Origin of the sequence: Rhizobium sp. BT04 (assembly GCF_030053135.1) — a bacterium.
Taxonomy (GTDB): Bacteria; Pseudomonadota; Alphaproteobacteria; order Rhizobiales; family Rhizobiaceae; genus Rhizobium; species Rhizobium binxianense.
In genome coordinates this window covers 158,574-181,849 of record NZ_CP125652.1, presented here as the reverse complement: position 1 = coordinate 181,849, position 23,276 = coordinate 158,574, and the positions used below count along the sequence as shown (strand labels likewise).

Here is a 23,276-nt window from a genome sequence, read left to right as displayed (position 1 = left end):
GCCCTATCAAGTGCTTACTCGGCCGCGTCGGGCAGCTGAGCTGCCTGCGCCTCGTCAAGCTTGGTGTTTTCGAGCTCGACGCTGAGGCCCAGCGAGCGCATTTCCTTGACGAGAACGTTGAAGCTTTCCGGAATACCGGCTTCGAACGTGTCGTCTCCGCGGACGATGGCTTCGTAGACCTTGGTGCGGCCGGCGACGTCGTCCGACTTCACCGTCAGCATTTCCTGCAGCGTGTAGGCAGCACCGTATGCTTCGAGCGCCCAGACTTCCATTTCGCCGAAGCGCTGGCCGCCGAACTGCGCCTTGCCACCCAGCGGCTGCTGGGTCACGAGCGAGTAAGGACCGATCGAACGGGCATGGATCTTGTCGTCGACCAAGTGGTTGAGCTTCAGCATGTAGATGTAGCCCACCGTCACCTGGCGGTCGAACTGCTCGCCGGTACGGCCGTCATAGAGCGTCGACTGACCGGTATCCTTGAGACCTGCCAGACGCAGCATATCGTTGACGTCGCCTTCATGCGCACCGTCGAAAACAGGCGTCGCAATCGAAACGCCGCGCTTCCACTGGTCGGCGAGACGCAGGACCGACTCATCGTCGAACTCGTGGACCTGTTCGGCCTTCGGACCGTCACCGACGACATCGCCGATGGTCTTGCGCAGCGGCTCGATGTTGCCATTGGCCTTGTAGGCTTCGATCAGCTCGCCGATCTGGCGACCCATGCCGGCGCAGGCCCAACCCAGGTGGGTTTCGAGGATCTGGCCGACGTTCATGCGCGAAGGCACGCCGAGCGGGTTCAAAACGACGTCGACATGCGTGCCGTCTTCGAGGAACGGCATGTCCTCCACCGGCACAATGCGCGAGACGACGCCCTTGTTCCCGTGACGGCCGGCCATCTTGTCGCCCGGCTGGATCTTGCGCTTCACAGCGACGAAGACCTTGACCATCTTCATGACGCCCGGAGGCATTTCATCGCCGCGCTGGACCTTCTCGACCTTGTCCATGAAGCGCTGTTCAAGGCGCGACTTGGATTCGTCGTACTGGCCGCGGAGCGCTTCGAGTTCGCTCTGGACCTTCTCGTCCTCGACCGCGAACATCCACCACTGCGAGCGGGGATATTCGGAGACGACGGCGTTCGAAAGCTCGGTGCCCTTCTTGAAGCCCTTCGGGCCGGCGATGGACGCCTGGCCGCGCAGCATTTCGATCAGACGGCCGTAGACGTTACGGTCGAGGATCGCCTGCTCGTCGTCGCGGTCCTTCGCAAGACGCTCGATTTCTTCGCGCTCGATCGCCATCGCGCGCTCGTCCTTCTCGACGCCATGGCGGTTGAAGACGCGAACTTCGACGATCGTGCCGTAGGTGCCGGGCGGCATGCGCATCGACGTATCGCGCACGTCGGAGGCCTTTTCGCCGAAGATGGCGCGCAGAAGCTTTTCTTCCGGCGTCATCGGGCTTTCGCCCTTCGGCGTGATCTTGCCGACGAGGATATCGCCCGGCTGAACTTCGGCGCCGATATAGACGATGCCGGCTTCGTCGAGGTTCTTCAGCGCTTCTTCCGAAACGTTCGGAATATCGCGGGTGATTTCCTCAGGCCCAAGCTTGGTGTCGCGTGCCATCACTTCGAATTCTTCGATGTGGATGGAGGTGAACACGTCGTCGGCAACGATGCGCTCGGAGAGCAGGATCGAGTCTTCGTAGTTATAGCCGTTCCAGGGCATGAACGCGACGAGCGCGTTGCGGCCGAGCGCCAGATCGCCGAGATCGGTCGACGGGCCGTCGGCGAGGATGTCGCCGCGGTTGACGACGTCACCGACGGTGACCAGCGGACGCTGGTTGACGCAGGTGTTCTGGTTCGAGCGCTGGAACTTCTGCAGGCGGTAGATATCGACGCCGGATTTGCCGGCTTCGAGGTCTTCGGTGGCGCGGATAACGATACGCGTCGCGTCGACCTGGTCGACCACGCCGCCGCGGCGCGCGCCGATGGCAGCGCCCGAGTCACGGGCGACAACCGGCTCCATGCCGGTCCCGACGAACGGGGCTTCGGCACGCAGCAGCGGCACGGCCTGACGCTGCATGTTTGAGCCCATGAGCGCGCGGTTGGCGTCGTCGTTTTCCAGGAACGGAATGAGCGCGGCTGCAACCGAAACGACCTGCTTCGGCGAAACGTCCATCAGGTTCATGCTGTCGCGCGGCGCGAGCATGACTTCGCCGGCATGACGGCAGACGACGAACTCGTCGACGAAGGAACCGTCAGCGTTCATTTCGGCGTTGGCCTGGGCGACGTAGTACTTCGCCTCTTCCATGGCGGAGAGGTAGAGCACGTCGCTCGTCACCTTGCCGTCGACGATGCGACGGTACGGGCTTTCGATGAAGCCGTACTTGTTGACGCGGGCAAAGGTCGCAAGCGAGTTGATGAGACCGATGTTCGGGCCTTCCGGCGTTTCGATCGGGCAAATACGGCCGTAGTGGGTCGGATGCACGTCGCGGACTTCGAAGCCGGCGCGCTCACGGGTCAGACCACCCGGGCCAAGGGCCGAAAGACGGCGCTTGTGGGTGATTTCCGAGAGCGGGTTGACCTGGTCCATGAACTGCGAGAGCTGCGAGGAACCGAAGAATTCGCGAACGGCGGCAGCCGCCGGCTTGGCGTTGATCAGGTCCTGCGGCATGACCGTGTCGATCTCGATCGAGGACATGCGTTCCTTGATCGCGCGCTCCATGCGGAGCAAGCCGAGACGGTACTGGTTTTCCATCAGCTCGCCGACCGACCGGACGCGGCGGTTGCCGAGGTTGTCGATGTCGTCGATCTCGCCCTTGCCGTCGCGCAGTTCGACCAGCATCTTGACCACGGCCAGGATGTCGTCCTTACGCAGGATGCGGACGGTGTCTTCCACCGTCAGGTCTAGACGCATGTTCATCTTGACGCGGCCGACGGCGGAGAGGTCGTAACGCTCCGCATCGAAGAACAGCGAATTGAACATGGCTTCGGCCGATTCCATGGTCGGCGGTTCACCCGGACGCATGACGCGGTAGATGTCGAACAGAGCGTCCTGGCGGTTCTCGTTCTTATCGGCAGACAGCGTGTTGCGGATGTAGGCGCCGACATTGATGTGGTCGATGCCGAGAACCGGGATCTCGTCGAAACCGTTTGCCAGGATGACGCCTAGCGTCTTCTCGTCGATTTCGTCGCCGGCTTCGAGATAGATCTCGCCCGTCGAGTAGTTGACGATGTCGCCGGCAAGGTAGTTGCCGTAGAGATCGTCATCGGCGGCTTTCAGCGCCTTCAGGCCCTTGTCGGAGAGCTGGCGCAGCAGGCGCGGGGTCAGCTTCTTGCCGGCTTCGACGACGACTTCGCCGGTATCGGCGTCGACCATCTCGGTGATCGCCTTGGCACCCTTCAGCGTTTCCGGCTTGAAGGGAATACGCCAGCCTTCGCCGTCGCGCTTGTAGAGCGACTTCGTGTAGAAGGTATCGAGGATTTCCTCGCCGTCCATGCCGAGCGCCATCAGGAGCGACGTAACAGGGATCTTACGGCGGCGGTCGATACGGGCGTAAACGATATCCTTGGCGTCGAATTCGATGTCGAGCCAGGAACCGCGATAGGGGATGACGCGGGCAGCAAAGAGCAGCTTGCCGGAAGAATGGCTCTTGCCCTTGTCGTGGTCGAAGAAGACGCCCGGCGAACGATGCATCTGGGAGACGATCACGCGCTCGGTGCCGTTGACGATGAACGTGCCGTTATTGGTCATGAGCGGCATGTCGCCCATGTAAACGGACTGTTCCTTGATGTCCTTGATCGACTTCGCGCCGGTATCCTCGTCGATATCGAACACGATGAGGCGCAGCGTCACCTTCAGGGGCGCTGCATAGGTCAGGTCGCGCTGACGGCATTCGTCAACGTCGAACTTCGGCGGTTCGAACTCGTAGGACACGAATTCCAGCATGGAAGCGCCGGAGAAATCGGTGATCGGGAAAACCGACTTGAAAACGGCCTGAAGACCCTCGTCGGGCCGGCCGCCTTTCGGCTCTTCAACCATCAAAAACTGGTCGTAGGACGCCTTCTGAACCTCGATGAGGTTCGGCATTTCTGCGACTTCGGGGATCTTACCAAAAAACTTGCGTACGCGCCTGCGACCGTTGAACGAAAGGGTCTGAGCCATCGTCGCTCCTTCAAAATCTTGCACCCGGGCCTGCAACGGACGGGAACCGATGGCCAGTCGATCCCGTCAATCAATGGGTAGTTCAATCTCGTCCGACTCCCGAAAACGCTCAGCTCGGATTGCTGTGCTGCCCTCGGCGAGAGACTATCCTTTTGAAGAACCCATTACCCAAAAGCCGGTTTGACGCGGCTTTTGGGTAATTCGTTCAGAAAAACGGCAAATGGGAGGCAGTCGAGACTGCCTCCCAAAAGCAATTCAAGATTACTTGACGTCGGCCTTGGCGCCAGCGTCTTCAAGCTTCTTCTTGATGTCAGCGGCTTCAGCCTTGTTGACGCCTTCCTTGACAGCCTTCGGAGCGGCCTCGACGAGGTCCTTGGCTTCCTTGAGGCCGAGACCGGTGATGGCGCGGACTTCCTTGATGACGTTGATCTTGTTGGCACCAGCGTCGACGAGGATGACGTCGAATTCGGTCTTTTCTTCTTCAACGACAGCCGGGCCAGCGCCGCCGGCAGCGGCAGCAACAGCTACCGGAGCAGCAGCGGAAACGCCCCACTTTTCTTCGAGAAGCTTCGACAGTTCTGCAGCTTCCAGAACGGTCAGCGAGGAGAGGTCGTCAACGATCTTTGCGAGATCAGCCATTTTACTAGTTCCTTTTGTTCGGTTCGAACCGGTTGATTATAAACAGCGAAAAACCGCCTTAAGCGGCTTCGTCCTTCTTGGCGTAGGCCGCGAACACACGCGCAAGCTGGCTTGCCGGTGCTGCAACAACCCCAGCGATGCGGGTAGCCGGTGTCTGGATCATGCCCAGCAGCTTCGCACGCAGCTCGTCGAGCGAAGGCAGGGTCGCAAGCGACTTGACTGCTTCGGCGTTGAGCGTGGTTGTTCCCATGGCACCGCCCAGAACAATGATCTTGTCATTGGTCTTGGCGAAATCCATGACGACCTTCGGAGCGGTGATCGGGTCATTGCTGTATGCAATCAGCGTCTGACCTTTGAAGAGATTGGTAATCCCTTCCGCTTCCGTACCCTGAAGGGCAATTTTGGCCAGGCGGTTCTTCGCGACTTTGACGGTACCGCCAGCTGCACGCATCTTCGAACGAAAATCGTTCATCTGCGCGACTGTGGCACCAGCATAGTGGGCCACGACAACCGAGCCCGAAGCCTTGAAGACTTCGTTCAGTTCCGTGACGAATTCGCGTTTTTCCGCTCTTTCCACTGCCTATCTCCAGTTGGCAGGACCGAAAACGGGCCTGCCGGGTTGCCTTTGCCTCCTGGGATCATGTGAGATCCCAAGCGACGCTTGAGGATCCTGTCCCCCCGCGCTCCGCGCCAATCAAGGCTAAAGAGGCACAAGGCATCCAAGGCTCGAACCGAGTTACGAGAAGCGAACTTCATGCAATTCGGGTCTTACCCGTCTCATGCAGGCCAAAGTGATTAAGGGAAAACCACCTGCAATCTCGGACAGGATTCCGGATTTCTCCGGAATATTCCGGCCCCTTGCGAGGCCGGAAATTCAGTCGCCGGGCTTTAAAGCCCGGCCATAACTTATGCAGTCGGAGCCGCGGTGACCGAGCCGACTTCGATCTTGACGCCCGGGCCCATGGTCGAGGAAATCGCCACGCGCTTGACGTAGTTGCCCTTGGCGCCAGCCGGCTTCGCCTTGATGACGGCGTCAGCGAAAGCGCGGATGTTTTCTTCCAGAGCCTTGGCGTCGAAAGAGGCCTTGCCGATGCCGGCATGGACGATGCCAGCCTTCTCGACGCGGAACTCGACGGCGCCGCCCTTGGAAGCCTTGACGGCTCCGGCGACGTCCATGGTGACGGTGCCGACCTTCGGGTTCGGCATCATGCCGCGCGGGCCGAGCACCTTACCGAGACGGCCGACGAGCGGCATCATGTCGGGGGTGGCGATGCAGCGATCGAATTCGATCTTGCCGCCCTGGACGATCTCGACGAGGTCTTCGGCGCCGACGACATCGGCACCGGCGGCCTTGGCTTCGTCAGCCTTGGCGCCACGAGCAAAGACCGCAACGCGAACCGTACGGCCCGTGCCGTTCGGCAGGTTGACGACGCCGCGAACCATCTGGTCCGCATGGCGCGGGTCGACACCGAGGTTCATCGAGACTTCGATGGTTTCGTCGAACTTGGCCACAGCCCGTTCCTTGACCATGCCGATGGCCAGGCTCAGAGCGTAGAGCTTGGTGGGATCAACACCTTCGTTGATCTTCTGCGTGCGCTTACCTGCCATGATCTTAACCCACCACTTCCAGGCCCATGGCGCGGGCAGAGCCCTCGATCATCGCCATTGCACCTTCGATATCCGCTGCGTTCAGATCCTTCATCTTGGCTTCTGCGATCGTCTTGATCTGAGCCTTGGTGAGGGAGCCGGCCTTGGCGCCCTTGCCAGGCGTCTTGGAACCGGACGTGATCTTCGCTTCCTTCTTCAGCCAGTAGCTGACCGGAGGCTGCTTCATCGCGAAGGTGAAGGACTTGTCCTGGTAATAGGTGATGACGACCGGGATCGGCATACCCTTTTCCATTTCCTGCGTGGCGGCATTGAACGCCTTGCAGAATTCCATGATGTTAATGCCACGCTGACCAAGCGCCGGACCAATCGGCGGGGACGGGTTTGCCGATCCTGCCTTGACCTGAAGCTTGAGCTGGCCTGCAACTTTCTTAGCCATATCTCTCTGCCTTTCATGAACGACCGGTCGCCCGGCCCGTGATGCCGGATCTCTCCGGCGGCTGCGGTTGCGTGGTGCGGATCATTAGGGTCCGGCTAAGACCCCTCACCTTCCACGCGGGTGCGGACAAGGTCCGCGGGAAACAGGCCGCAAGGGCCAGCTTCCAATCTCTGCAATCAGACCTTCTCGACCTGAGCGTATTCCAACTCGACCGGCGTTGCGCGGCCGAAGATCGACACTTCGACCTTCAGGCGTGAACGCTCTTCGTCCACATCCTGAACCGTGCCGTTGAACGAAGCGAACGGGCCATCCGAAACGCGAACCTGCTCGCCGATCTCGAAGGTAATGGAGGCCTTCGGCCGCTCGACACCTTCCTGGACCTGACCGAGAATGCGCTCGGCTTCATAATCCGGAATCGGAACCGGCTTATTGTCGGAACCGAGGAAACCCGTAACCTTCGGCGTATTCTTGATCAGGTGATAGGCTTCATCCGTCAGATTGGCGCGAACCATGACATAGCCCGGGAAGAACTTGCGCTCGGAATCGACCTTGCGGCCGCGACGCACTTCCACCACCTTTTCGGTCGGCACGAGGATCTTCTCGAACAGGTGCTCAAGCCCCTTCTGGCGAGCCTTGTTCTCGATGTCTTCAGCGACCTTCTTCTCAAAATTTGAATATGCGTGGACGATGTACCAACGTGCCGCCATTTTCATCTCCACCCGTATCAATTGCCGGTATTCAGCACGAAGCTCAGAGCCCAGCCGATCAGCTGGTCAGCGGCAAAGAAAAACAGCGCAGCGAAAACCACCATCACAAGCACCATAACCGTCGAGATCATCGTCTCGCGGCGCGACGGCCATGTAACTTTCGACGTCTCGGAGCGAACCTGCTGCAGAAACGCAAACGGATTGGATTTGGATGCCATCGACTGCCCACGCAATTACGGCGCGTAAAGCTGAAACTATCAGCCCCACGCACCGCGTGTCTGTTGAACCCTAAATAAACACCGATTTCCGAATACACAAGAGGGAAACCGAAGTTTAACGAAATTAGTTACCACCCATAATCCCTCGGCCGGAATGCCGCGAGCATGTCCGCGCTGTCCCGCATCAAGGAAAATGGCAGGGGCAGTAGGGCTCGAACCTACGACCTGCGGTTTTGGAGACCGCCGCTCTACCAACTGAGCTATACCCCTATTAACCTGTAAAACCCGCTCCGCCGCGGGGGGCGTCGAAGCAAATCCGCAAGCTTTGCAGTCCCTTTAAGACCCTCGCGCTGCCTTGGCAAGTGGGTTTTTCCCCTTTTTTCGGGCCGCTCCACACGGCGTAGACGACCACCGGGAGCCGAAAGGCCGCGTAGGCGGGGCCGCGCGGGCTTTGTGCCGTCGTTCCAGTGGCTTGGTTGGTCATCCTAATTCACGCCGTGCCACACAGGTCCCGCCTGCCGTGACCTAAGTGTGACCAACATCTCGAGTCGCAACGAACGCCGTCGTCCCCTCACCCGCGGTGCCCGGCGAGCCAGCCGTGGATCGCCAGCGAGGTCTTTAATACGGCGTGCCCACCAATCCGTCCGCTCTTCGCCGCTTTCTCGCCTCAGGTTCGGAGAGCCGGGCCGCAAAGCGCGCCGGATCGCGGCGAACTGAAACGCCGTCCGATGTAACGACCAGCCACCCTTGCGGCGGTAGCGGTTTGCGCGGCAAGTTGGCTTTAGCCCAGCCCTCGCCCAGTGACAACAGATCGCGGCGGCCGCGAAATCTCAGGTGGGATTGCGGCATTGGGCAACGACGTACCGGATCAGCCACTCGTGGAATGACCGCTGCGGCTCGAACCAACCGGGTGGCACCCAGCGCATTACTCAGGCCATTGAGGAAACGACTTTATTTCCAGTCGCCGGTGTTTTCGCAGTCCGCCTAGTACAAACGCATTAGCGAAGCGCGAATGAATTCCGTGGGGCATTTCCGCTCCCGTGATCAAGATGTGTCACCGAGCAGTGCATCGTGTGTCAGCACGTGCCAGACGAGTTCAATAAACTCAGAATAAACATGTAATAACAATAGGTTATTGATATTTCACTTTGCTTTGGCGATCTTCCAAGCACACCAAAACGGAGGTCTACCACCATGGCACGGCAACGAAATGAGCTGACTGTCAAGTTCTGCGACAGCGTTCGACCGTCAAATAAGCCCAAAGAATATCCTGACGGAAAGTCGTCGCTGGCGTTGCGGGTTAGTCCGTCGGGCGCGAAAACGTGGACGATGCGTCACCGCGTAAACGGAAAGCAGAAGCGCTTTCATCTAGGAAACTATTCGGAGATATCCCTTGCCAGCGCCCGAGCGGAGTGCATGGAGATAAAATTGCGCGGTGCTTCGGCACTCACTCCCTTGATATCAAATCCGGTCGCCCTGACGGCAAGCGGCTGCACCATTGCCCGTTTGGCGGACGAGTACATCGCAGCATGCTGGGCCGGCCGGCACAAACACAAGGCCCGTAGGAAAAAGGACACCACGATCAAAAACGAGCGGACATCTGTAGAACAGCACATAAAGCCTTCGTTCGGCGAGACCTTAATAGACCGTGTCCAACGAGAAACTATCCAGACCTTGGTGGATGAGCTTAGGGACAGAGTTTCCGACAGCGCGGCTCGCCGCGCCAAGCAGGCGCTCCACGCCATGTACAGCTACGCTATATGGAACAATTACACCGCAAATAATCCATGCGTTTATGTGTTCTACCCGGAAGCCGGAAGCCGAAAGGTCGTGCTAAGCGACGAACAGCTGCGCACAATCTGGGAAGCCTTTACCCCGCCGGTCAAAGTACCGGGGGTTGCCGTCTCGGATTCGGTCGCCCTGTCGATCCTAATCGCAATGGTGACCGTCCAGCGCATTGGCGAAATTTTGCGGATGAGGGTGTCCGATCTCGATCTCGAAAACTCCGTATGGACCATCCCGCCCCACCTCACCAAGAACAATGCTGAGCATCTGGTGCCGCTCTCGCCGCTTGCAGTCCATCTGATTAAGCTCGCCATCGCCTTGCGCAAAGACGCCTCAAGCGACGCCGTGTTCCAGGGTCGGAGAAACAAGAAAATCTCTGTGACCACGCAAGCCGCCACCAGGGCATTCGGAAGGGTAAAGAAAGCGCTATCCTGGGGTGATATTCGCATCCACGACGAGAGGAGGACCGCGACCACCCATATGGCCAAACCGCCCTTGCGGGTCTTGCCGTTCATCCTCTCCAAGGTACTGAACCACCTAAGCGATACCGGTGGCGCGGCGCGGGTTACCTCGGTCTATAACCGATGGGAATATTTCGATGAAAAGAAGGAGGCATTGGACAAGTGGGAGGCCCGCCTACGTGACATCCTCACGCTCCGGCAGGGTGCAATCGACTCCGGATCGCTGCGACTGGAGGCGCGCCAGGTGTCCCCGGGACGATGGGCGGTGCCGGAGACCGGCGCGGAAGGAAGTTTGCGATGAGCAAACTCGATCTGAGTTGGTATGACAGTAAGGTCCCGTACTCTGTGCGCAAGCCCTTAACCGACCAGCAATTGCGCGTGATCTGGAATGCGTTCTCGTCCCCTGATTCCATCCCGCAGTTAAGCGTCTCGGTGCCTTTGGCGAACAGCGTCCTGCTGGCGGCCCTGACTGTTCAACCAATCGGCGAAGTGCTCGGAATGAAGGTCTCGGAGATTGGTTTCAAAGACGGGACTTGGGCGTCTCGATCCCGGATAGACAGTTTGCACGTTGTACCTCTGACGCCATTCGTCCTGCGTATCGTTGAAGAAACGGCCAATCTCCGGAAAGACGCGGACAGCGATTGGATTTTCCAGAGCCCCCGCGATCCAAGTAATCGGGTGCAGGAGAACGCCTCGTCCAAATTGTTCAGCAAAGTCAGGCGGGTTCTTGAATGGCCCGACATCCGAATCCACGATCTTCAACTGACTGCACGGGTTCGAATGGCCAGCGGTGTGCTCAATGTCGAGCCCGAGACCATCGTCAGGTTCCTCGGCCGCAGCGGCAACCTGACGGACCAAGAGCGTCCGAAGTTTTGCAGGGATTTCGTAGGCGAGAAAAGGAAGGCCCTGCTGAAATGGGAGGCACACTTGATGAATGCGGTTCGAGGCAGGTCCGATTGAGGCAAACGATCCTCGCAGCGCGTGCCAAATCGATCGAAGCGTCGATTGTAACTCGGGAAAAAGCCCCTTCCGCTCCGCTGGGGGCGATATTATCATTGGCGAAACTGCAAGCCGCGGACCGCACCGTGGTCGTCGAAAACCAGTGTCACGCCCTCCTCCCGCAGGACGGCCAATATCTTTTCCAGGATGATGTCCTGCCGCGCCCCTAAATTCTCGCGTCGAAAAACCGTTCGCTTCGCCATTCCGGCTCTTTTCGCCAGAGCTTCCTGGCTCAGGTCCGTGTAGGCGCGCGCCGCCCGCAAAACCGCCGCCGATACCCGCGTCATTTGTCGCTCTCGGACATATCCCCGGAGGACTTTCTCCGTCCGCGCCTCCGAGGCCTCATTTCTGGCGGCGACGACAGGCGCAATCCGTCCAGCGGTTCCCCGGGTTCTCCGAGCAGCACGATGCCGCATTTTCGGAGGTATCTCGTCACGCGCTCCTCCGACTCGTGGGTGACCATCCCGCCTTTTTCGAGGCTGACAACCGTCCCCGGCGCGACACCGGCGAGGTCGGCCAACTCGCGCTGGCTTACGCCGAGCATGGCGCGGGCCGCCCGGGCCACATGGGGTTGCAGAAGTATCATAAAGACGACGAACCGGCGGCGAGAATGAAAGTCAAGAGTACGATCTTTTTAACCAAATAAAGGACTCGACATACTGTATGTTTGATCTATAAGATCAACTCTAGTCGCGGCCTGGTGTGTCCGTTGCGTTCGCCCGAGATTCGTCCGACGGCCTGCAAGGAAACAGCCACGACCTATCCACACGCTTCGCCAGGAGGCTTCAGTGCGAGACAGGGTAATCGGGAGACGGTTCGGCATGTCGATGCACGAGCTAGTGCACGTTCTGAGAAGCCTGGCTGACGACCTCGAGGCGATAACCGTCGCTGGGCCGGCACCCATGTCTCCCGTGACGATAGAGGAATGGTTTCTGGGCATGCGGTCCGTTCCGTGCCTCGTGGGCCGTGCCGTCGGGCATCCCACGACAAGCGAAAGGTCGGTGACGCTCACGAGCGAACTTTTTTATCTCGACGAGGAAAGAGGTGTCGCAAGGACGCTCTCCCGTTGGTACCGGCTCGGAGACCCGGTGATGCCCATGTCAGACGAACACCTTAAAAGGAGGCTTCAGTGAAGGCCTGGATTTTTTCCGATCTGCATCTCGAATTCCCGGAAAGCCGAAAGCAACTGGATGTGCCTGCCGCCGATATCTGCATTTGCGCCGGCGACATCCTCGACGGGGGCGTCGCGCCCAGCGTGCGCTGGCTCGGAGAAAACGTCTCCAAAAAAATGCCGGTCGTGTTTGTCCCGGGCAACCACGAGTATTACCGCGCTTCCCTGGTCGAGGGTTTCGCTGCCGGACTTGAAGAATCCAAGAATTTTCCCGGGGTCTTTGTTTTGGACTGTGGCCTTCTTTCCCTTGATGGCATCCGCTTTCTCGGTGCGACTCTGTGGAGCGATTTCGCGCTTCTGGGCGATCCGCGGATACCCATGATGGAGGCTGAGCAAGGCCTCAACGACTACCGTCTGATCAAGCTCTCCAAACGGCCATTCAAGAAGTTCTCCGCACGTCAGGCCATGGGCCGTCACTTTGAGGCGCGGCTCCTTCTCGCGCACATGCTGGCGACCGAGACGCAGGAAACAACAGTGGTCGTCACCCACTATGCGCCAAGCATCTTGTCGGTGCCTCGGGACCGCATCGACGATCCCCTCACGCCGTCGTTCGCCTCGAGGCTCGAAAGGACCATCCTGACATACCAGCCGCGCCTTTGGATACACGGACACATACATACGCCAAGCAACTATTTGATCGGGTCGACACGGGTGATCTGCAATCCGCGCGGATACCCGGACGAGCTATCGCCGGCATTCCGTCCAGACCTGGTCATCGACGTGAACGAATATTCCTCGACTGCGAACCGGTCCTTCGGGTCGGTATTTGACGACGCGGACGTGCAGTCACTTTCGAGAAAGCGGGTTCCGGTCCATGCCAGGCAAAGACCGATGTGACGTTAATATCGAAGCTCGTTTGGATCGCTTCGATCGTATCTCGGTGGGCGCGGCAAAGGCATGCCACGCTCTTTAAGCCAGCCATGCACGGCGGACTTGAGAAACGCGATCCTCGAGTCGCTCATATCGGTGGCGGCCACAAATTTGCCCCGGCGTCTCATACGGTACAGGGTGGAGCGGCTGATGGTCAGGATTCGGAGTATTTCGTTCAGGCTGTAATGTTCGTAGGATTCGTACATCGTTTTCGCCTCCGTTCGGCGAATCGGTCGCACGCAAAAAAGACCTTGGCAATGGCCATGCACGGTTACCGTAACCGAGGCGTAACAACCACTGCCATCCGGCAGGTCCTACGTCGGTTTTACGCGGAACGCACGACGCGGTGCACTTTAAGCGCATCAATTCAGTGCGGTCGCGAACGCGGGGAGAAGGCGAGGACGAACGGACCACCCGACGCGGCGAGAAGCCCCGTAAACAAGATTGGGAAAGCGTAGACCGCATGAAAATCTGGACGATTTCCGACTTCCACCTCGGATTTGGCGATCTCGATTTCGAAATCGAAATCCCGGACGCGAATGTGTGCGTGTCGTCTCCGGCGACATCGTGTCTCCGCCGCTCGCATCCGTGGGTGGCAGCAAGAAACGATCGCACACCTTTGTTTCCAGTCCTCGGTCCTGGTTAGTGGTTCCGGTCATGAAAATCTGGATAATCTCCGATCTTCATCTAGAGTTCGGCGAACCGTTCGATCTCAAGCCTCCAGCTTGTGCAGACGTCGTGGTCTGTGCCGGCGACGTTCTGACGAAGGGGATCGTCCCTAGCTTGCGGTGGCTGACGAAGCATCTTGCTGGAAAAGTCCCGGTGGTTTTCGTGGCGGGCAATCACGAGTTCTACGGCGAAGCAGTTCAGGAGAGCTTGAAGCAGGCCGTGTCTGAAAGCTGTTCGGGTGTCCACTTTCTCGAAAACGCTGTCGCTGAGATCGATGGCCTTTCGTTTATGGGGGGCACTCTGTGGTCGGATTTCCGTTTGTTCGGCCACAATCCCCAGGTCGCGATGTCGTATGCTGCACACGGTATGAATGACTACAGAAAGATCAAGCTTTCAAAAACTCCGTACTCCAAATTCAGGCCTCTCGATGCCTACAAGAAGCATGTCGAGACGAGAGACTTTATCGCCTCTGAACTTCGCAGGCGGGCAGGTCGCAGGGCCGTCGTCATTACCCATCACGCACCGTCGCCCCGATCGGTAGCCGCCGGGTTTCGACATGATCCGCTTTCGGCTAACTATGCGTCGGATTTGGAAGACCTAATCCTGGATACACGACCGACCCTTTGGGTGCATGGCCATGTCCATCATCGCAACGATTACTACGTTGGGAACACGAGAATTGTCTCGAACCCGAGAGGGTATCCAAGAGAACATACCCACTTTGAACCGGGCCTTATTGTAGAAGTCTGATGCGCGGGCCAGCTCTGGCCTTGGATGTGACGCCAAACGCTGATCCGGACGAGTTGAACCACCCAGGAGTTTACTCGCATACCCTCGGCGCACCTGATCTGCGCTCGGCAATGCTACCGCGCTTAGATGCGCCGCCTGTGTTGACAGCCCCATTGAGCCTTGTGAAATCTGCGTCGATGGTGAACAACCGATTCTGGGGCGATCGATTTTTCAGTGAGCGGCTTCAAGAGAACAAACAAAACTGGTGTGTATGTCCACGTCGGCGATCCCGATTGTGACGCCGCACACGCGAATTTGCTTACACGACTCCAGCATATGGGCGCGCCATTCGATATAGCGGCTGGTGAAGTTGGGAACCGAATTAAGGGGAACCTCGGCGAGTTCATAGCGTTGCACGTCGCGTTAGCGGGTCCCCAAGGAAAGATGGACAAGCACGTCGGCAATGCTCTCCAACCTTTATCACGAATTAGCGGTGCCGGCCTCGACTTAATATATATCCATTTCGACGCTTCAGACGCTGCACACGATCGGCTTTACATCCAGGAGATTAAGACGACGGGTGACATGAGCCTCAACTACTTCGATAATCTAAAGGGTGATTACAAGAAGCTATTCGCGCCCGATCCACAGTTCACGCTGCAGACCCGAATTAGCGCACTGGCGAACAAGTTCGAAGTTGAGCAGAATAATGCAGAGTATGCCGAAAGGGTGACGAGACTTGGCGGCACCACGCCGCAACAAAGCGTTCGTGTGCAGCTACTTCCTACGGGAATCCATGACCTCGCAAGTTCCGATCCGGTATCGAAGATGCTGATGATAAGGTCGTCGATTATGGGCTTTGGCTGGAACGCCTCGCAGATAGAACCTTGGGCGATCGGGCTATCAGACCTCGAAAAACGCCTCCTTCGGCTCCTGAAAGGCCAGTCATGACCCTTTCGGACGAACTTAGACACGCCGATGTCACAGCATTCGCCATGTCGCGCGGCCTCAGCGTCGATCCGATGTCATGGGGATACCTGCTCGCTGTCGCGCAGCAGGAGATCAATCAGTTTCAAAGCAGGAAGCTCCTCGACACCAGTCTCGACTTGCTCGATGAGCAAACCGCGTCGCCTCTGATCGCTGCGGCGCGCGTTTGCTTCGAGGTGGCCAAGCGTCCAGTGCTCAACGACGACGGGTCCGGACCAGAGCACCGGCTAGAGCGAACGCTTCTGCTCCTTTTAAGCGGCTGCGCCTATGCAATGTACGGCAACTTCCCCTCGGCTGCGGCAACTCACAAGCTGGTTGACAAGACACTATTGGAATCTGACGGTCTCTGGCTGACGTTTGCTGTCTGTAACCCAGCGAAAATTCACGAAGCTGTTCTGTCCCGGCATCTGACGTCGGAAAGCCGGGAGTTTCTGGAACGCCTGCATCATTTCCTGCATTCCGGCGATGAATCTGAGAATGCGAAGCTGATCCGGCATTTCGAAGAACTGATGGTAGTGCAAAGGCCAGCTTCTGAAATCACCATGCTCCGGTGCGCGAGGTTGGCCCTTCAACAGATTGTAAACACAGCAACGTCTTCGCTCTACCGATTGGACCAGCACAAACCGTTTCACCACTACATATCCCGACTCATAGACGATCGTCGATTTTGTCTGCTGCCACCGCAACGAAAACTTGTCTTCGATGACGACCTATTGGACGACGATGCAAATTGCATCGTCACCCTACCAACGAGTGCAGGAAAGACGCTTATTGCGGAATTGGTGATCGCTTCCCGTATGCGAAAGGCGGGTCGCGTCGCTGTATACGTCGTGCCGTATATAGCACTTGGAAGGCAGGTACTGGATACCTTTCGAAAGCACGCGCCTACCGAGGTCGGCGTCCTTGGTTACTTTGGCGTCTTCAATTCGAATGATGCCCTTCCAAAAGACAGCTACTCGATTGTCGTCGCCACACCGGAGCGCCTAGATGGACTGCTCAGGAACACCAACTTTTACGCGCGATTGGACACCGTTGTGTTCGATGAGGCTCACGGCATCGAGAATGGCGTTCGCGGGGCGCGGCTTGAATCCCTCATCGTGAGAATGCGATTACAGCAGAAGAAAGCGAACACCTTTCGCATTGTGCTGCTGTCGGCTGTCCTCACGGATGTTCGGTTGCTCCTAAATTGGCTGGGCCCCAGCGCACGGCACTATAATGACAGCTGGCGACCCACGTCTCGCCGCATAGGCATTTGGACATCCGATGGCCTGTTGCGCTGGATATTTGGAGGCGACCCACTCAGGCCACCAAACAAAGGGGCAGCTGACTATGTCGGTTCGAAGCCCTTGCCGGTTCCCCAGCAAGTCTATCCGACCGATCACTTCGGCGGCATAACGGCCCAAAAGCCCGCTACTTTCGGGAACGCAGCTTATCTTGCCCGATATATTCAGTCCACCATCGGTGGACCCATCCTGCTAGCTTGCAGTTCAAAAGCCAATACCAGGGGGCTGGCCGCGAAGATTGCCGAGAACGAGGCCCCAATCCCACGCTTGGAAACCTCACTGACTGTGCTTGAGCTGATCCACTCCGAGTATCCGCATCTCAAGCCGCTAGCGCATATGTTGGCTCGCGGCGTGGCCTACCACAATGCCTCACTTCCCGCGGAGATACGAGAGGCAATCGAGGATGCAATCAAACGCAGGGACCTCAAATATGTAGCTTCCACAACGACACTTGCCGAGGGCGTAGACCTACCGTTCCGCTCTACAATCATTTTTGACTGGCTCACGGGATACAAAGATACCCAGGCACCGATGCATTCTCTCCTTTTCCGTAACATCGCTGGCCGATGCGGTCGCGCAGGTGAGTTTACGGAAGGTGACACGATCATATTCGACAACGTTCTGGGCAAGTCTATCTTCACGAGTAACCAAACGAGAAGGGCCCATCAGACAAAACTGTTTGCCGACCCTCCCCCGGTCGCCAGCATATTCGCCAATGACAATTTGAAGCCTGAAACTAGACGGGCGGTTACAGCTGTGGTCGCGTCGCAACTTTTGGCCAGCATTCCCGAAAACCCGGAAGTCGATGATTTGGAAGTGCAATGGGCAGAAAATAGCTACGCAGCGCAGTATTCAAACTCCCCCCAAGCTCTGCTGTCATCCGCCCGCGCCGAGCTTCTAAGCGAAGCCCACGGAGAGCCGTTTGCCCGTGCGGCAAGTCCCATGCAGTTGACGGGCCTCGGCGAAGCGGCAAATAGAAGCGGTTTCGGGCCTGCCACCTGCCGTACCCTGCTCACTTTCATAGCGCGCGACGACCAACCTCTAAGCCCATCCGACTTTGCGGCGGACCTAATCGACGCACTTGGTACCTGCGACGAACAGGAGAACGAAATTCTTCGAGACATTGCAAACAGGAAGAAGACGCCATTCTTCTTCAAGGCGAGTGATGTCAGCACGGTGGCATCGAGCTGGTTAGAAGGTCAGAATCTAACTGAAACGTTTCTAAATCTACCCAAAGCTAAAGAAAGCAAAGCGACGGTAAGCCCGGCCGACTGGGCTCTCGGCGAGCGCAATTCGGACTCGGTTAGCGCTCAGTACGACAAGTTTGTAGACGTCACCCAATACATGTTTGGGACATTCGTCCCTTGGATATGCAGGGCGATCCACTCGTTCAGGGCCTACGGGACCTCACGCGTCCAGGATACCGACTGGTTGACATGGGCCGAGAGGTTTGAGAATAGCGGTGCGATCGACGCTATCGCAGGCGATCTTTCGGACGCCGACGCCGACTAACTAGCCAATCTAGGAAGACGTAGCCACTCGCCCGGCGCGTCTGGGAGGTGTTCTTTGGGCTTTGCCATGGAGCCTAGAACAAGGCGATGATTTGTCATTCTTGAATGCCCCTCCCGGTCCGCCGTACTGACGGCAGAATGATGAGGGCAAAGAAGATGCAGGCAGTTATCAGCAGACCGAGTCTGATTGGCCGCCGCGTTACGAAAACCGACGGGTTACGCCAAATCCACCAGCCATGTCCGCGCCCACTCCGTTATGCGCCTCGGTCTTGGTGTGTTGCGCGAGTTGCACTGGCACGAGGTGGAAAGAAGTACGTTCGTGCGTGGTTGATGTGCGGGGGCTCATCGAAACGGCGGGACCCACGGCAGATCGCCTTCCAGGCCATCCTTCTGTGTGATCCTCGCCCGCAGATCGTCAGGGAAGCCCAAGAGCGGGACTGCTAGGCCAATCTCTCCACGTGAGACCCCAGTTGGCATTTCGCCGGTCGCCTGCCTAGCAAACTTATATAGCGCAGACGCTTGTGCGAGAACCTCGGCCACGTCGACGATGTATCTCTCGAGGTTCAGTTGAAGAGTGATATGCCCATCTCGGCCGTGCTCCCGCTTTATACCGGTCAAACGTGCGTTTTGAATCTGGAGAGACGCGAGCATTATCGACAGGAAAAACCCGTTCGTTGTCGGTGGCGACTTCGATGAGGTCGGTTACATTCGCCACCGCCGTTGATGGTACCTTAGGAAAATCCGGTATTGGCACTGTTGCAGGCAATAGCCCTTCGACGGTCTGGCCCATAAGATCGCTCAAGTACTTAGCGCACGTGTCTGCATACTCGGACAGCGAGCCTAACGTAAAGGGAAGAGCAGCCCGCAACGCTGCTCTCTTTGTGTCGATCCGTTGCTGTTCTATCTGTTTCGCCTGTCTAATCTGAGCGTGCACGGCGCTCGCCGCCCACCAGGCACCGACGAGTGCTATCAAGGTCTGATAGTCGTAGAGCCAGCGGAAGGTCCCTATCCAATGCACTGCAGTCGCGCCCATCTCCCCGAAAGCGTCATCTCTCGGAAAACCGATAACACTACGACTGTGGTCAAGAATCCGGCGATTCCGGCGAGAAAGATTTTCATGTGTCACTGACGCTTGGATTGCATCTTCGCGTCGATGCTGCACCGATGATATCCAATGATATTTACTCGGGAGGTTGGTCGGCTTCCGTCAACCCTCCAAAACTAGGCGGGAATACCCTGGTAGTTCACGGGCCCGGTGGGGTATGTCATTCAGGATTGGTCACATCTTCGGCTTCGGCCACTTCGTGATTGACATCCTGAAACGAGAGCGGTTGCTTGCGAGCAGCTTCGTCAAAGGCGCTCTCAGCGTAGAACGAGCGATGTGCCGAGCTTAAAAGCGCATTGTCGGGCAGATTGTCGAAAAGTGTGAAGTACTCAACGTATTCCTTAAATCGTGTGCCGTTATCCGTCAGCCCATTATAAAACAACATCGACATTTCAAAGTCAGAAAGCTGCGCCCTCATTATGCGGATATATTTGGTCTTCGAAACCACCTTGTTCTGGTCCACGAAACGAACGAGGTTATAAAGGAATCGATAGTAGTGGGCCAAATCCTTCTGGAATGTCTCCCACACCTTCGAGTGATACGCGTGCAAAACCCTTTGACGGGCGTCAATCATCTCAACCCTGTCGTACTCAGCCTTCATCACATCAAAGTAAAACTTGAAGCATTCGCGGCCGCGTAATGTCTCCTTGGTTTGGCCCTTCCATATGTCAATCGAGTTCACAATTGAGTTGTGGTAGTTCAGCATTTGGAAAAACGTGTTCTCGAACTGTTGCTTTTCGGCCCGCATCCGATCCTTGAATCGTTCGGTCTTTAGGCTGTTTGCCTCCCCTCTAGCTGAATGGACCTCTCGCTGCTGAAGAACGATCGTCAGCAGCAAGGCAATGAAGCTCAGGAACGTTAGGATCGGATTGAGCGTCCCGCCGAGAAAATCGCCGAGCGTGCCGAGATTTTTGTCCTCCCATTCGGTGTGGACGCCGACGACGGTTGCCGCACCTATCATGAGAAAGGCTACGACCAGAAGGAAGGTGAAGATGTGACGGGAATCCCCGCTCTTGGGCTGAACAATGCGGTCAACAGCGACTGATGCCCAGAACGACCCACTCACCGCTGCCATCAGAATTGCCACTGCGGCGTAGTACTCATAGCGAAAATTCGCCATCTGATCGTGCAGGATATACGCCCCGATGGCTATGACTGCCATCGCGATGAACCAGAGTCCAAATCTCATAGAATCCCCCTTTGCGACGCTGCAATCATATGAACAGAGGTTGCATTGTCGAGTTGATTTCCGGGTGAAAAGCAAAGCCGATCGGCGACCGCCTCCTCAGGCTAGAGAGGGCTTTCACCTGGTTCGTCTACTGCCATCGTGTGCGTTTACACCTACAGCCAGAGAGAGCGGTACCTTAGGTTGCATACGAAACAAGAGGGAGATTGAGGATGTTCGAATTTTTAGATTTTTCGTCTTACGGCAAGGCAGACGTAATCCCGGCGTCGATCGCACTGGCGATCGGGTTGCTTTGGGCAACTTTCGTCCCATACCGCAGTTCCGAGCAGTATGGTCTTCATCCCATACAGAGTGTGCTCAGGGCATTCGCCGTCTATCGGCTGCAACGCTGCTTCGATGTCTTTTCGAAGGTTTCCGGCCCGGTCCATGACTCTGTCGTTTCGTGCAGATTGCCATACCTAACCAGGAAGAGCGGAAGAAATTGTAAATTGATGCTTCATTCGGGGGCCAGGGATGACGGACTTCGGCCCTTTGCGGAAAAAGACATGGCTATCTGAAATTGGTGCTGGGAGGGCAGGCGAAACCCCGCTACTTCTCTCGAAGCCCAGCTGATCCCCTCGCCAAGTCTTGACCTTCTGGCTTGGCTGAGAGCGGCTTTGGTTCGTGGGTCCGCGTCATCTCCCGTGTGTCACGTCAAACGCCTCAAAAATTTGGTACACGTTAGATGTTATCTCTTCGCTCAGCGCATTACCTTCCCTTATGGTCGTTTCAAGTCCACTGTCGATAATGTCCTCCCGGATGTAGGTCTCTATCGTTTTTGTAATTATGACTGCCTTGTGGCGAGCAGTTGCGATGCGTAAGAATATTTCGTTGAGCCCGCCCTGCTTCTTGTCCACAATTTGCTCGAAATACTCACCGAGTATAGCGGCCAATGAACCCAAAAGCGCAAGTATAGCGGAAGCAATCGCAAGCCCGTTTTGGGTTATTCCAATCGCCGCCAAAACGCCGGATGTGCCCACAACTGTAATGACCTGACCGCCCATCCGCGTGCGGCGACCAAAGCGCATCTTCCTGCTAGCTTGAGACAAAGCTCTATCACTGAGTTCAATCGTCTTGTTCAATACTACAACGATGACCTGCGCCTTCGCCTTGAGGATGGTTCGCGCTTGAGCGGGACTCAGGTCGGCTTCGCCTGCCATAATCCCCGGGTTCAACTCATCTTTGATTTCAGGAAAACTGTTCTTTAGCTGTTCTAAGTCTTCAGGCGATGCCTTAGAAAGAAAGAATACAGCCTCGTTGATCGGAGCACTTGCAATTCCACCCATTGTTACTCCAAATAAATAGAAATCCGTCGTTAGTTAAACATTCGTCTCATCCAATTTGGTGTCCAGCTTCCCAAAATTCCCGATGAGCGAGGAGTGATGGAAACTTCCGCAACACTGATGTCAGGGGAGCCAAATTCTCCGGAAATAAAATAGTTTGCTCGATATCGGATAATATTCTCAATTGCTTCAGATTCGACCACCACCTTTAAGTCTTGATCAGCGAGTCTTTGCAAAAATTCTGACATATTTGTTGCGTCTATTGCTTTCGACAATTTCCGCGTTGCCTCTACGGTGTTGAAGCGGGTTGTCACCCCCACTTGAAGACCAGCAACAGTATCCCCGACTGAAGCGGTGTTGCAGCCAACTTCGATAAGAAGGACGTTGTTGTCCGAAGCGAGCTTTCTGAGGTGGCTTATCGCCACCCGCGACTTTTCGCTTCCTCCGGCATCTCGCACTACAAAATTGCCGCTCTCAACGTGGCCTAAGACGACAACTTGTTTACCAGACTGCCCCTCGAAAACCTTTTGAAGGTCAGCGGCAGAACGATCTGCCATGTTCATCAGGGCCTTTCCTTCCAGTCCCACCTCTTTTGCTGTTGCGATAGTGGCGCTGTCGGAGACGAGAGAGATAATTCTTGTATCCTTTGGTGATGATTTCAACTCCGTCAGCGCTTGCGCTAACATTATGCCCTTGCCAATGGGCCTTCCATTTAGGCAGCACCCGGCTATTCGCTCGGCAAGTAGTGGAGGTGGCCGGTCACGATTTATGGTGATACCGGCCGTACTCACTCTCGCCTCCCTGTCGATGATCGTAAAGTCGCTTATCCCTTCTAGATTTAGGCTAGAAAGTCCATCCTCATCGAAGACGGACTTATCAATATAAACTCTATTGAGTTGCCGAATCGCATCCTGGACTTCCTGACGTTGAATAAAATCCGGTTGCTCAGTCCAAACGAGATTCTGCGCCGCCCATTCCAGGTCAGTAAGTGATGCTTCTCCGCCGATTTTGGTAACGTTTTCGGCTCCCTCGGACACAAAGTTCGACTGGAAGTAGAGGCCCAGAGATGGATCACGTTCTACATAAATCGCCAGTTTTGAGATGTCATTTGTCTTTGGAGGCAATATAGCTTCAGCTCTTGCACGCGCGTCCTCGAAACCATGAAGGTTCGGTAGCCTGCATACCGTAGCGAACACCGAAACAGGCAATAGAAACGCAATAAGTAGCGTGAAAATTCTTCTCACTCGCATGCCCCCCCATATGCTTATCTTAGGTGAAGATATTTACATACAATTTACCTCTAGTTGTCTAGATAATCAAATAGTTTCCATTACTATTTTTCAAATTACTACGATATTCTGAATACAGACTAGAAAACATTCGACAAAACTCGCACAGGCATATTCAGAATTGGCACTCGAATTGATCGGAGTGTC

20 protein-coding genes and 1 tRNA gene are annotated in these 23,276 nt (G+C 56.6%); 7 read left to right on the top strand and 14 right to left on the bottom strand.

Going from position 1 to position 23,276, the window contains the following annotated elements:
• Positions 1-14: 14 nt before the first annotated feature.
• From rpoB to QMO82_RS09245, 8 genes are all read right to left on the bottom strand, one after another.
• On the bottom strand, positions 15-4,154 hold the full coding sequence (rpoB, locus tag QMO82_RS09280; protein ID WP_183606596.1) for a DNA-directed RNA polymerase subunit beta: 4,140 nt from the start codon (positions 4,152-4,154) through the stop codon (positions 15-17).
• 261 nt (positions 4,155-4,415) lie between these two features.
• Positions 4,416-4,793 (bottom strand): 50S ribosomal protein L7/L12, encoded by a 378-nt coding sequence (rplL, locus tag QMO82_RS09275; protein WP_028757409.1) that lies wholly within the window; start codon positions 4,791-4,793, stop codon positions 4,416-4,418.
• 58 nt (positions 4,794-4,851) lie between these two features.
• Positions 4,852-5,370, bottom strand: a complete 519-nt coding sequence (gene rplJ, locus QMO82_RS09270; protein ID WP_028757410.1) for a 50S ribosomal protein L10 — start codon at positions 5,368-5,370, stop codon at positions 4,852-4,854.
• A gap of 329 nt (positions 5,371-5,699) precedes the next feature.
• Entirely contained in the window at positions 5,700-6,401 is a 702-nt protein-coding gene (gene rplA, locus QMO82_RS09265; RefSeq protein ID WP_085736907.1) for a 50S ribosomal protein L1, read from the bottom strand.
• A 4-nt stretch (positions 6,402-6,405) separates the two neighbouring features.
• Positions 6,406-6,837 carry a 50S ribosomal protein L11 gene (rplK, locus tag QMO82_RS09260; protein ID WP_047620024.1) on the bottom strand — a complete coding sequence of 144 codons (432 nt, stop codon included), beginning with the start codon at positions 6,835-6,837 and terminating at the stop codon, positions 6,406-6,408.
• Between the two features lie 176 nt (positions 6,838-7,013).
• Positions 7,014-7,544, bottom strand: a complete 531-nt coding sequence (gene nusG / locus QMO82_RS09255) for a transcription termination/antitermination protein NusG (protein WP_003547516.1) — start codon at positions 7,542-7,544, stop codon at positions 7,014-7,016.
• 17 nt (positions 7,545-7,561) lie between these two features.
• A complete protein-coding gene (secE, locus tag QMO82_RS09250; protein ID WP_003547514.1) occupies positions 7,562-7,762 on the bottom strand; it encodes a preprotein translocase subunit SecE in 201 nt (66 codons plus the stop codon).
• Between the two features lie 194 nt (positions 7,763-7,956).
• Positions 7,957-8,032 (bottom strand) — tRNA-Trp (locus tag QMO82_RS09245).
• A 924-nt stretch (positions 8,033-8,956) separates the two neighbouring features.
• Between QMO82_RS09245 and QMO82_RS09240 the strand changes: the two genes are divergently transcribed.
• Together QMO82_RS09240 and QMO82_RS09235 are read left to right on the top strand one after the other, a co-directional pair.
• Complete coding sequence (locus tag QMO82_RS09240; RefSeq protein ID WP_183606595.1) at positions 8,957-10,309, top strand: site-specific integrase; 1,353 nt, start codon at positions 8,957-8,959, stop codon at positions 10,307-10,309.
• Positions 10,306-10,968, top strand: a complete 663-nt coding sequence (locus QMO82_RS09235) for a tyrosine-type recombinase/integrase (RefSeq protein ID WP_183606594.1) — start codon at positions 10,306-10,308, stop codon at positions 10,966-10,968. The genes QMO82_RS09240 and QMO82_RS09235 overlap by 4 nt, the downstream gene beginning before the upstream one ends.
• A 92-nt stretch (positions 10,969-11,060) precedes the next feature.
• On the opposite strand, the gene QMO82_RS09230 is transcribed toward QMO82_RS09235, so the two are convergent.
• Both QMO82_RS09230 and QMO82_RS33800 read right to left on the bottom strand, forming a co-directional pair.
• Positions 11,061-11,294 carry a helix-turn-helix transcriptional regulator gene (locus tag QMO82_RS09230; protein WP_183606593.1) on the bottom strand — a complete coding sequence of 78 codons (234 nt, stop codon included), beginning with the start codon at positions 11,292-11,294 and terminating at the stop codon, positions 11,061-11,063.
• Positions 11,291-11,593 (bottom strand): helix-turn-helix transcriptional regulator, encoded by a 303-nt coding sequence (locus tag QMO82_RS33800; RefSeq protein ID WP_369685964.1) that lies wholly within the window; start codon positions 11,591-11,593, stop codon positions 11,291-11,293. The genes QMO82_RS09230 and QMO82_RS33800 overlap by 4 nt, the downstream gene beginning before the upstream one ends.
• Before the next feature lie 235 nt (positions 11,594-11,828).
• Here QMO82_RS33800 and QMO82_RS09225 point away from each other — a divergent pair, with 235 nt between their 5' ends.
• Both QMO82_RS09225 and QMO82_RS09220 read left to right on the top strand, forming a co-directional pair.
• Entirely contained in the window at positions 11,829-12,140 is a 312-nt protein-coding gene (locus QMO82_RS09225) for a DUF6634 family protein (RefSeq protein WP_183606591.1), read from the top strand.
• Positions 12,137-13,015 (top strand): metallophosphoesterase, encoded by an 879-nt coding sequence (locus QMO82_RS09220; RefSeq protein ID WP_183606590.1) that lies wholly within the window; start codon positions 12,137-12,139, stop codon positions 13,013-13,015. The genes QMO82_RS09225 and QMO82_RS09220 overlap by 4 nt, the downstream gene beginning before the upstream one ends.
• A gap of 2 nt (positions 13,016-13,017) precedes the next feature.
• Here the strand turns inward: QMO82_RS09220 and QMO82_RS09215 are convergent, their stop codons facing one another.
• Positions 13,018-13,254, bottom strand: a complete 237-nt coding sequence (locus tag QMO82_RS09215) for an AlpA family transcriptional regulator (protein WP_183606589.1) — start codon at positions 13,252-13,254, stop codon at positions 13,018-13,020.
• Positions 13,255-13,705: 451 nt separating this feature from the next.
• On the opposite strand from QMO82_RS09215, the gene QMO82_RS09210 reads away from it, so the two are divergent.
• The 3 genes from QMO82_RS09210 to QMO82_RS09200 all read left to right on the top strand — a co-directional run bounded on the left by QMO82_RS09210 (position 13,706) and on the right by QMO82_RS09200 (position 18,228).
• Positions 13,706-14,467, top strand: coding sequence for a metallophosphoesterase (locus QMO82_RS09210; RefSeq protein WP_183606588.1), 762 nt, complete (start codon positions 13,706-13,708; stop codon positions 14,465-14,467).
• A gap of 213 nt (positions 14,468-14,680) precedes the next feature.
• Positions 14,681-15,397 (top strand): hypothetical protein, encoded by a 717-nt coding sequence (locus QMO82_RS09205; RefSeq protein WP_183606587.1) that lies wholly within the window; start codon positions 14,681-14,683, stop codon positions 15,395-15,397.
• Positions 15,394-18,228 carry a DEAD/DEAH box helicase gene (locus QMO82_RS09200; protein WP_183606586.1) on the top strand — a complete coding sequence of 945 codons (2,835 nt, stop codon included), beginning with the start codon at positions 15,394-15,396 and terminating at the stop codon, positions 18,226-18,228. Before QMO82_RS09205 ends, QMO82_RS09200 begins: the two co-directional genes overlap by 4 nt.
• Before the next feature lie 1,264 nt (positions 18,229-19,492).
• Here QMO82_RS09200 and QMO82_RS09195 read toward each other — a convergent pair.
• From QMO82_RS09195 to QMO82_RS09185, 3 genes are all read right to left on the bottom strand, one after another.
• A complete protein-coding gene (locus QMO82_RS09195; RefSeq protein WP_183606585.1) occupies positions 19,493-20,521 on the bottom strand; it encodes a putative phage abortive infection protein in 1,029 nt (342 codons plus the stop codon).
• 671 nt (positions 20,522-21,192) lie between these two features.
• Complete coding sequence (locus QMO82_RS09190) at positions 21,193-21,843, bottom strand: hypothetical protein (protein ID WP_183606584.1); 651 nt, start codon at positions 21,841-21,843, stop codon at positions 21,193-21,195.
• Between the two features lie 29 nt (positions 21,844-21,872).
• Positions 21,873-23,084, bottom strand: coding sequence for a hypothetical protein (locus tag QMO82_RS09185; RefSeq protein WP_183606583.1), 1,212 nt, complete (start codon positions 23,082-23,084; stop codon positions 21,873-21,875).
• Positions 23,085-23,276 lie beyond the last annotated feature (192 nt).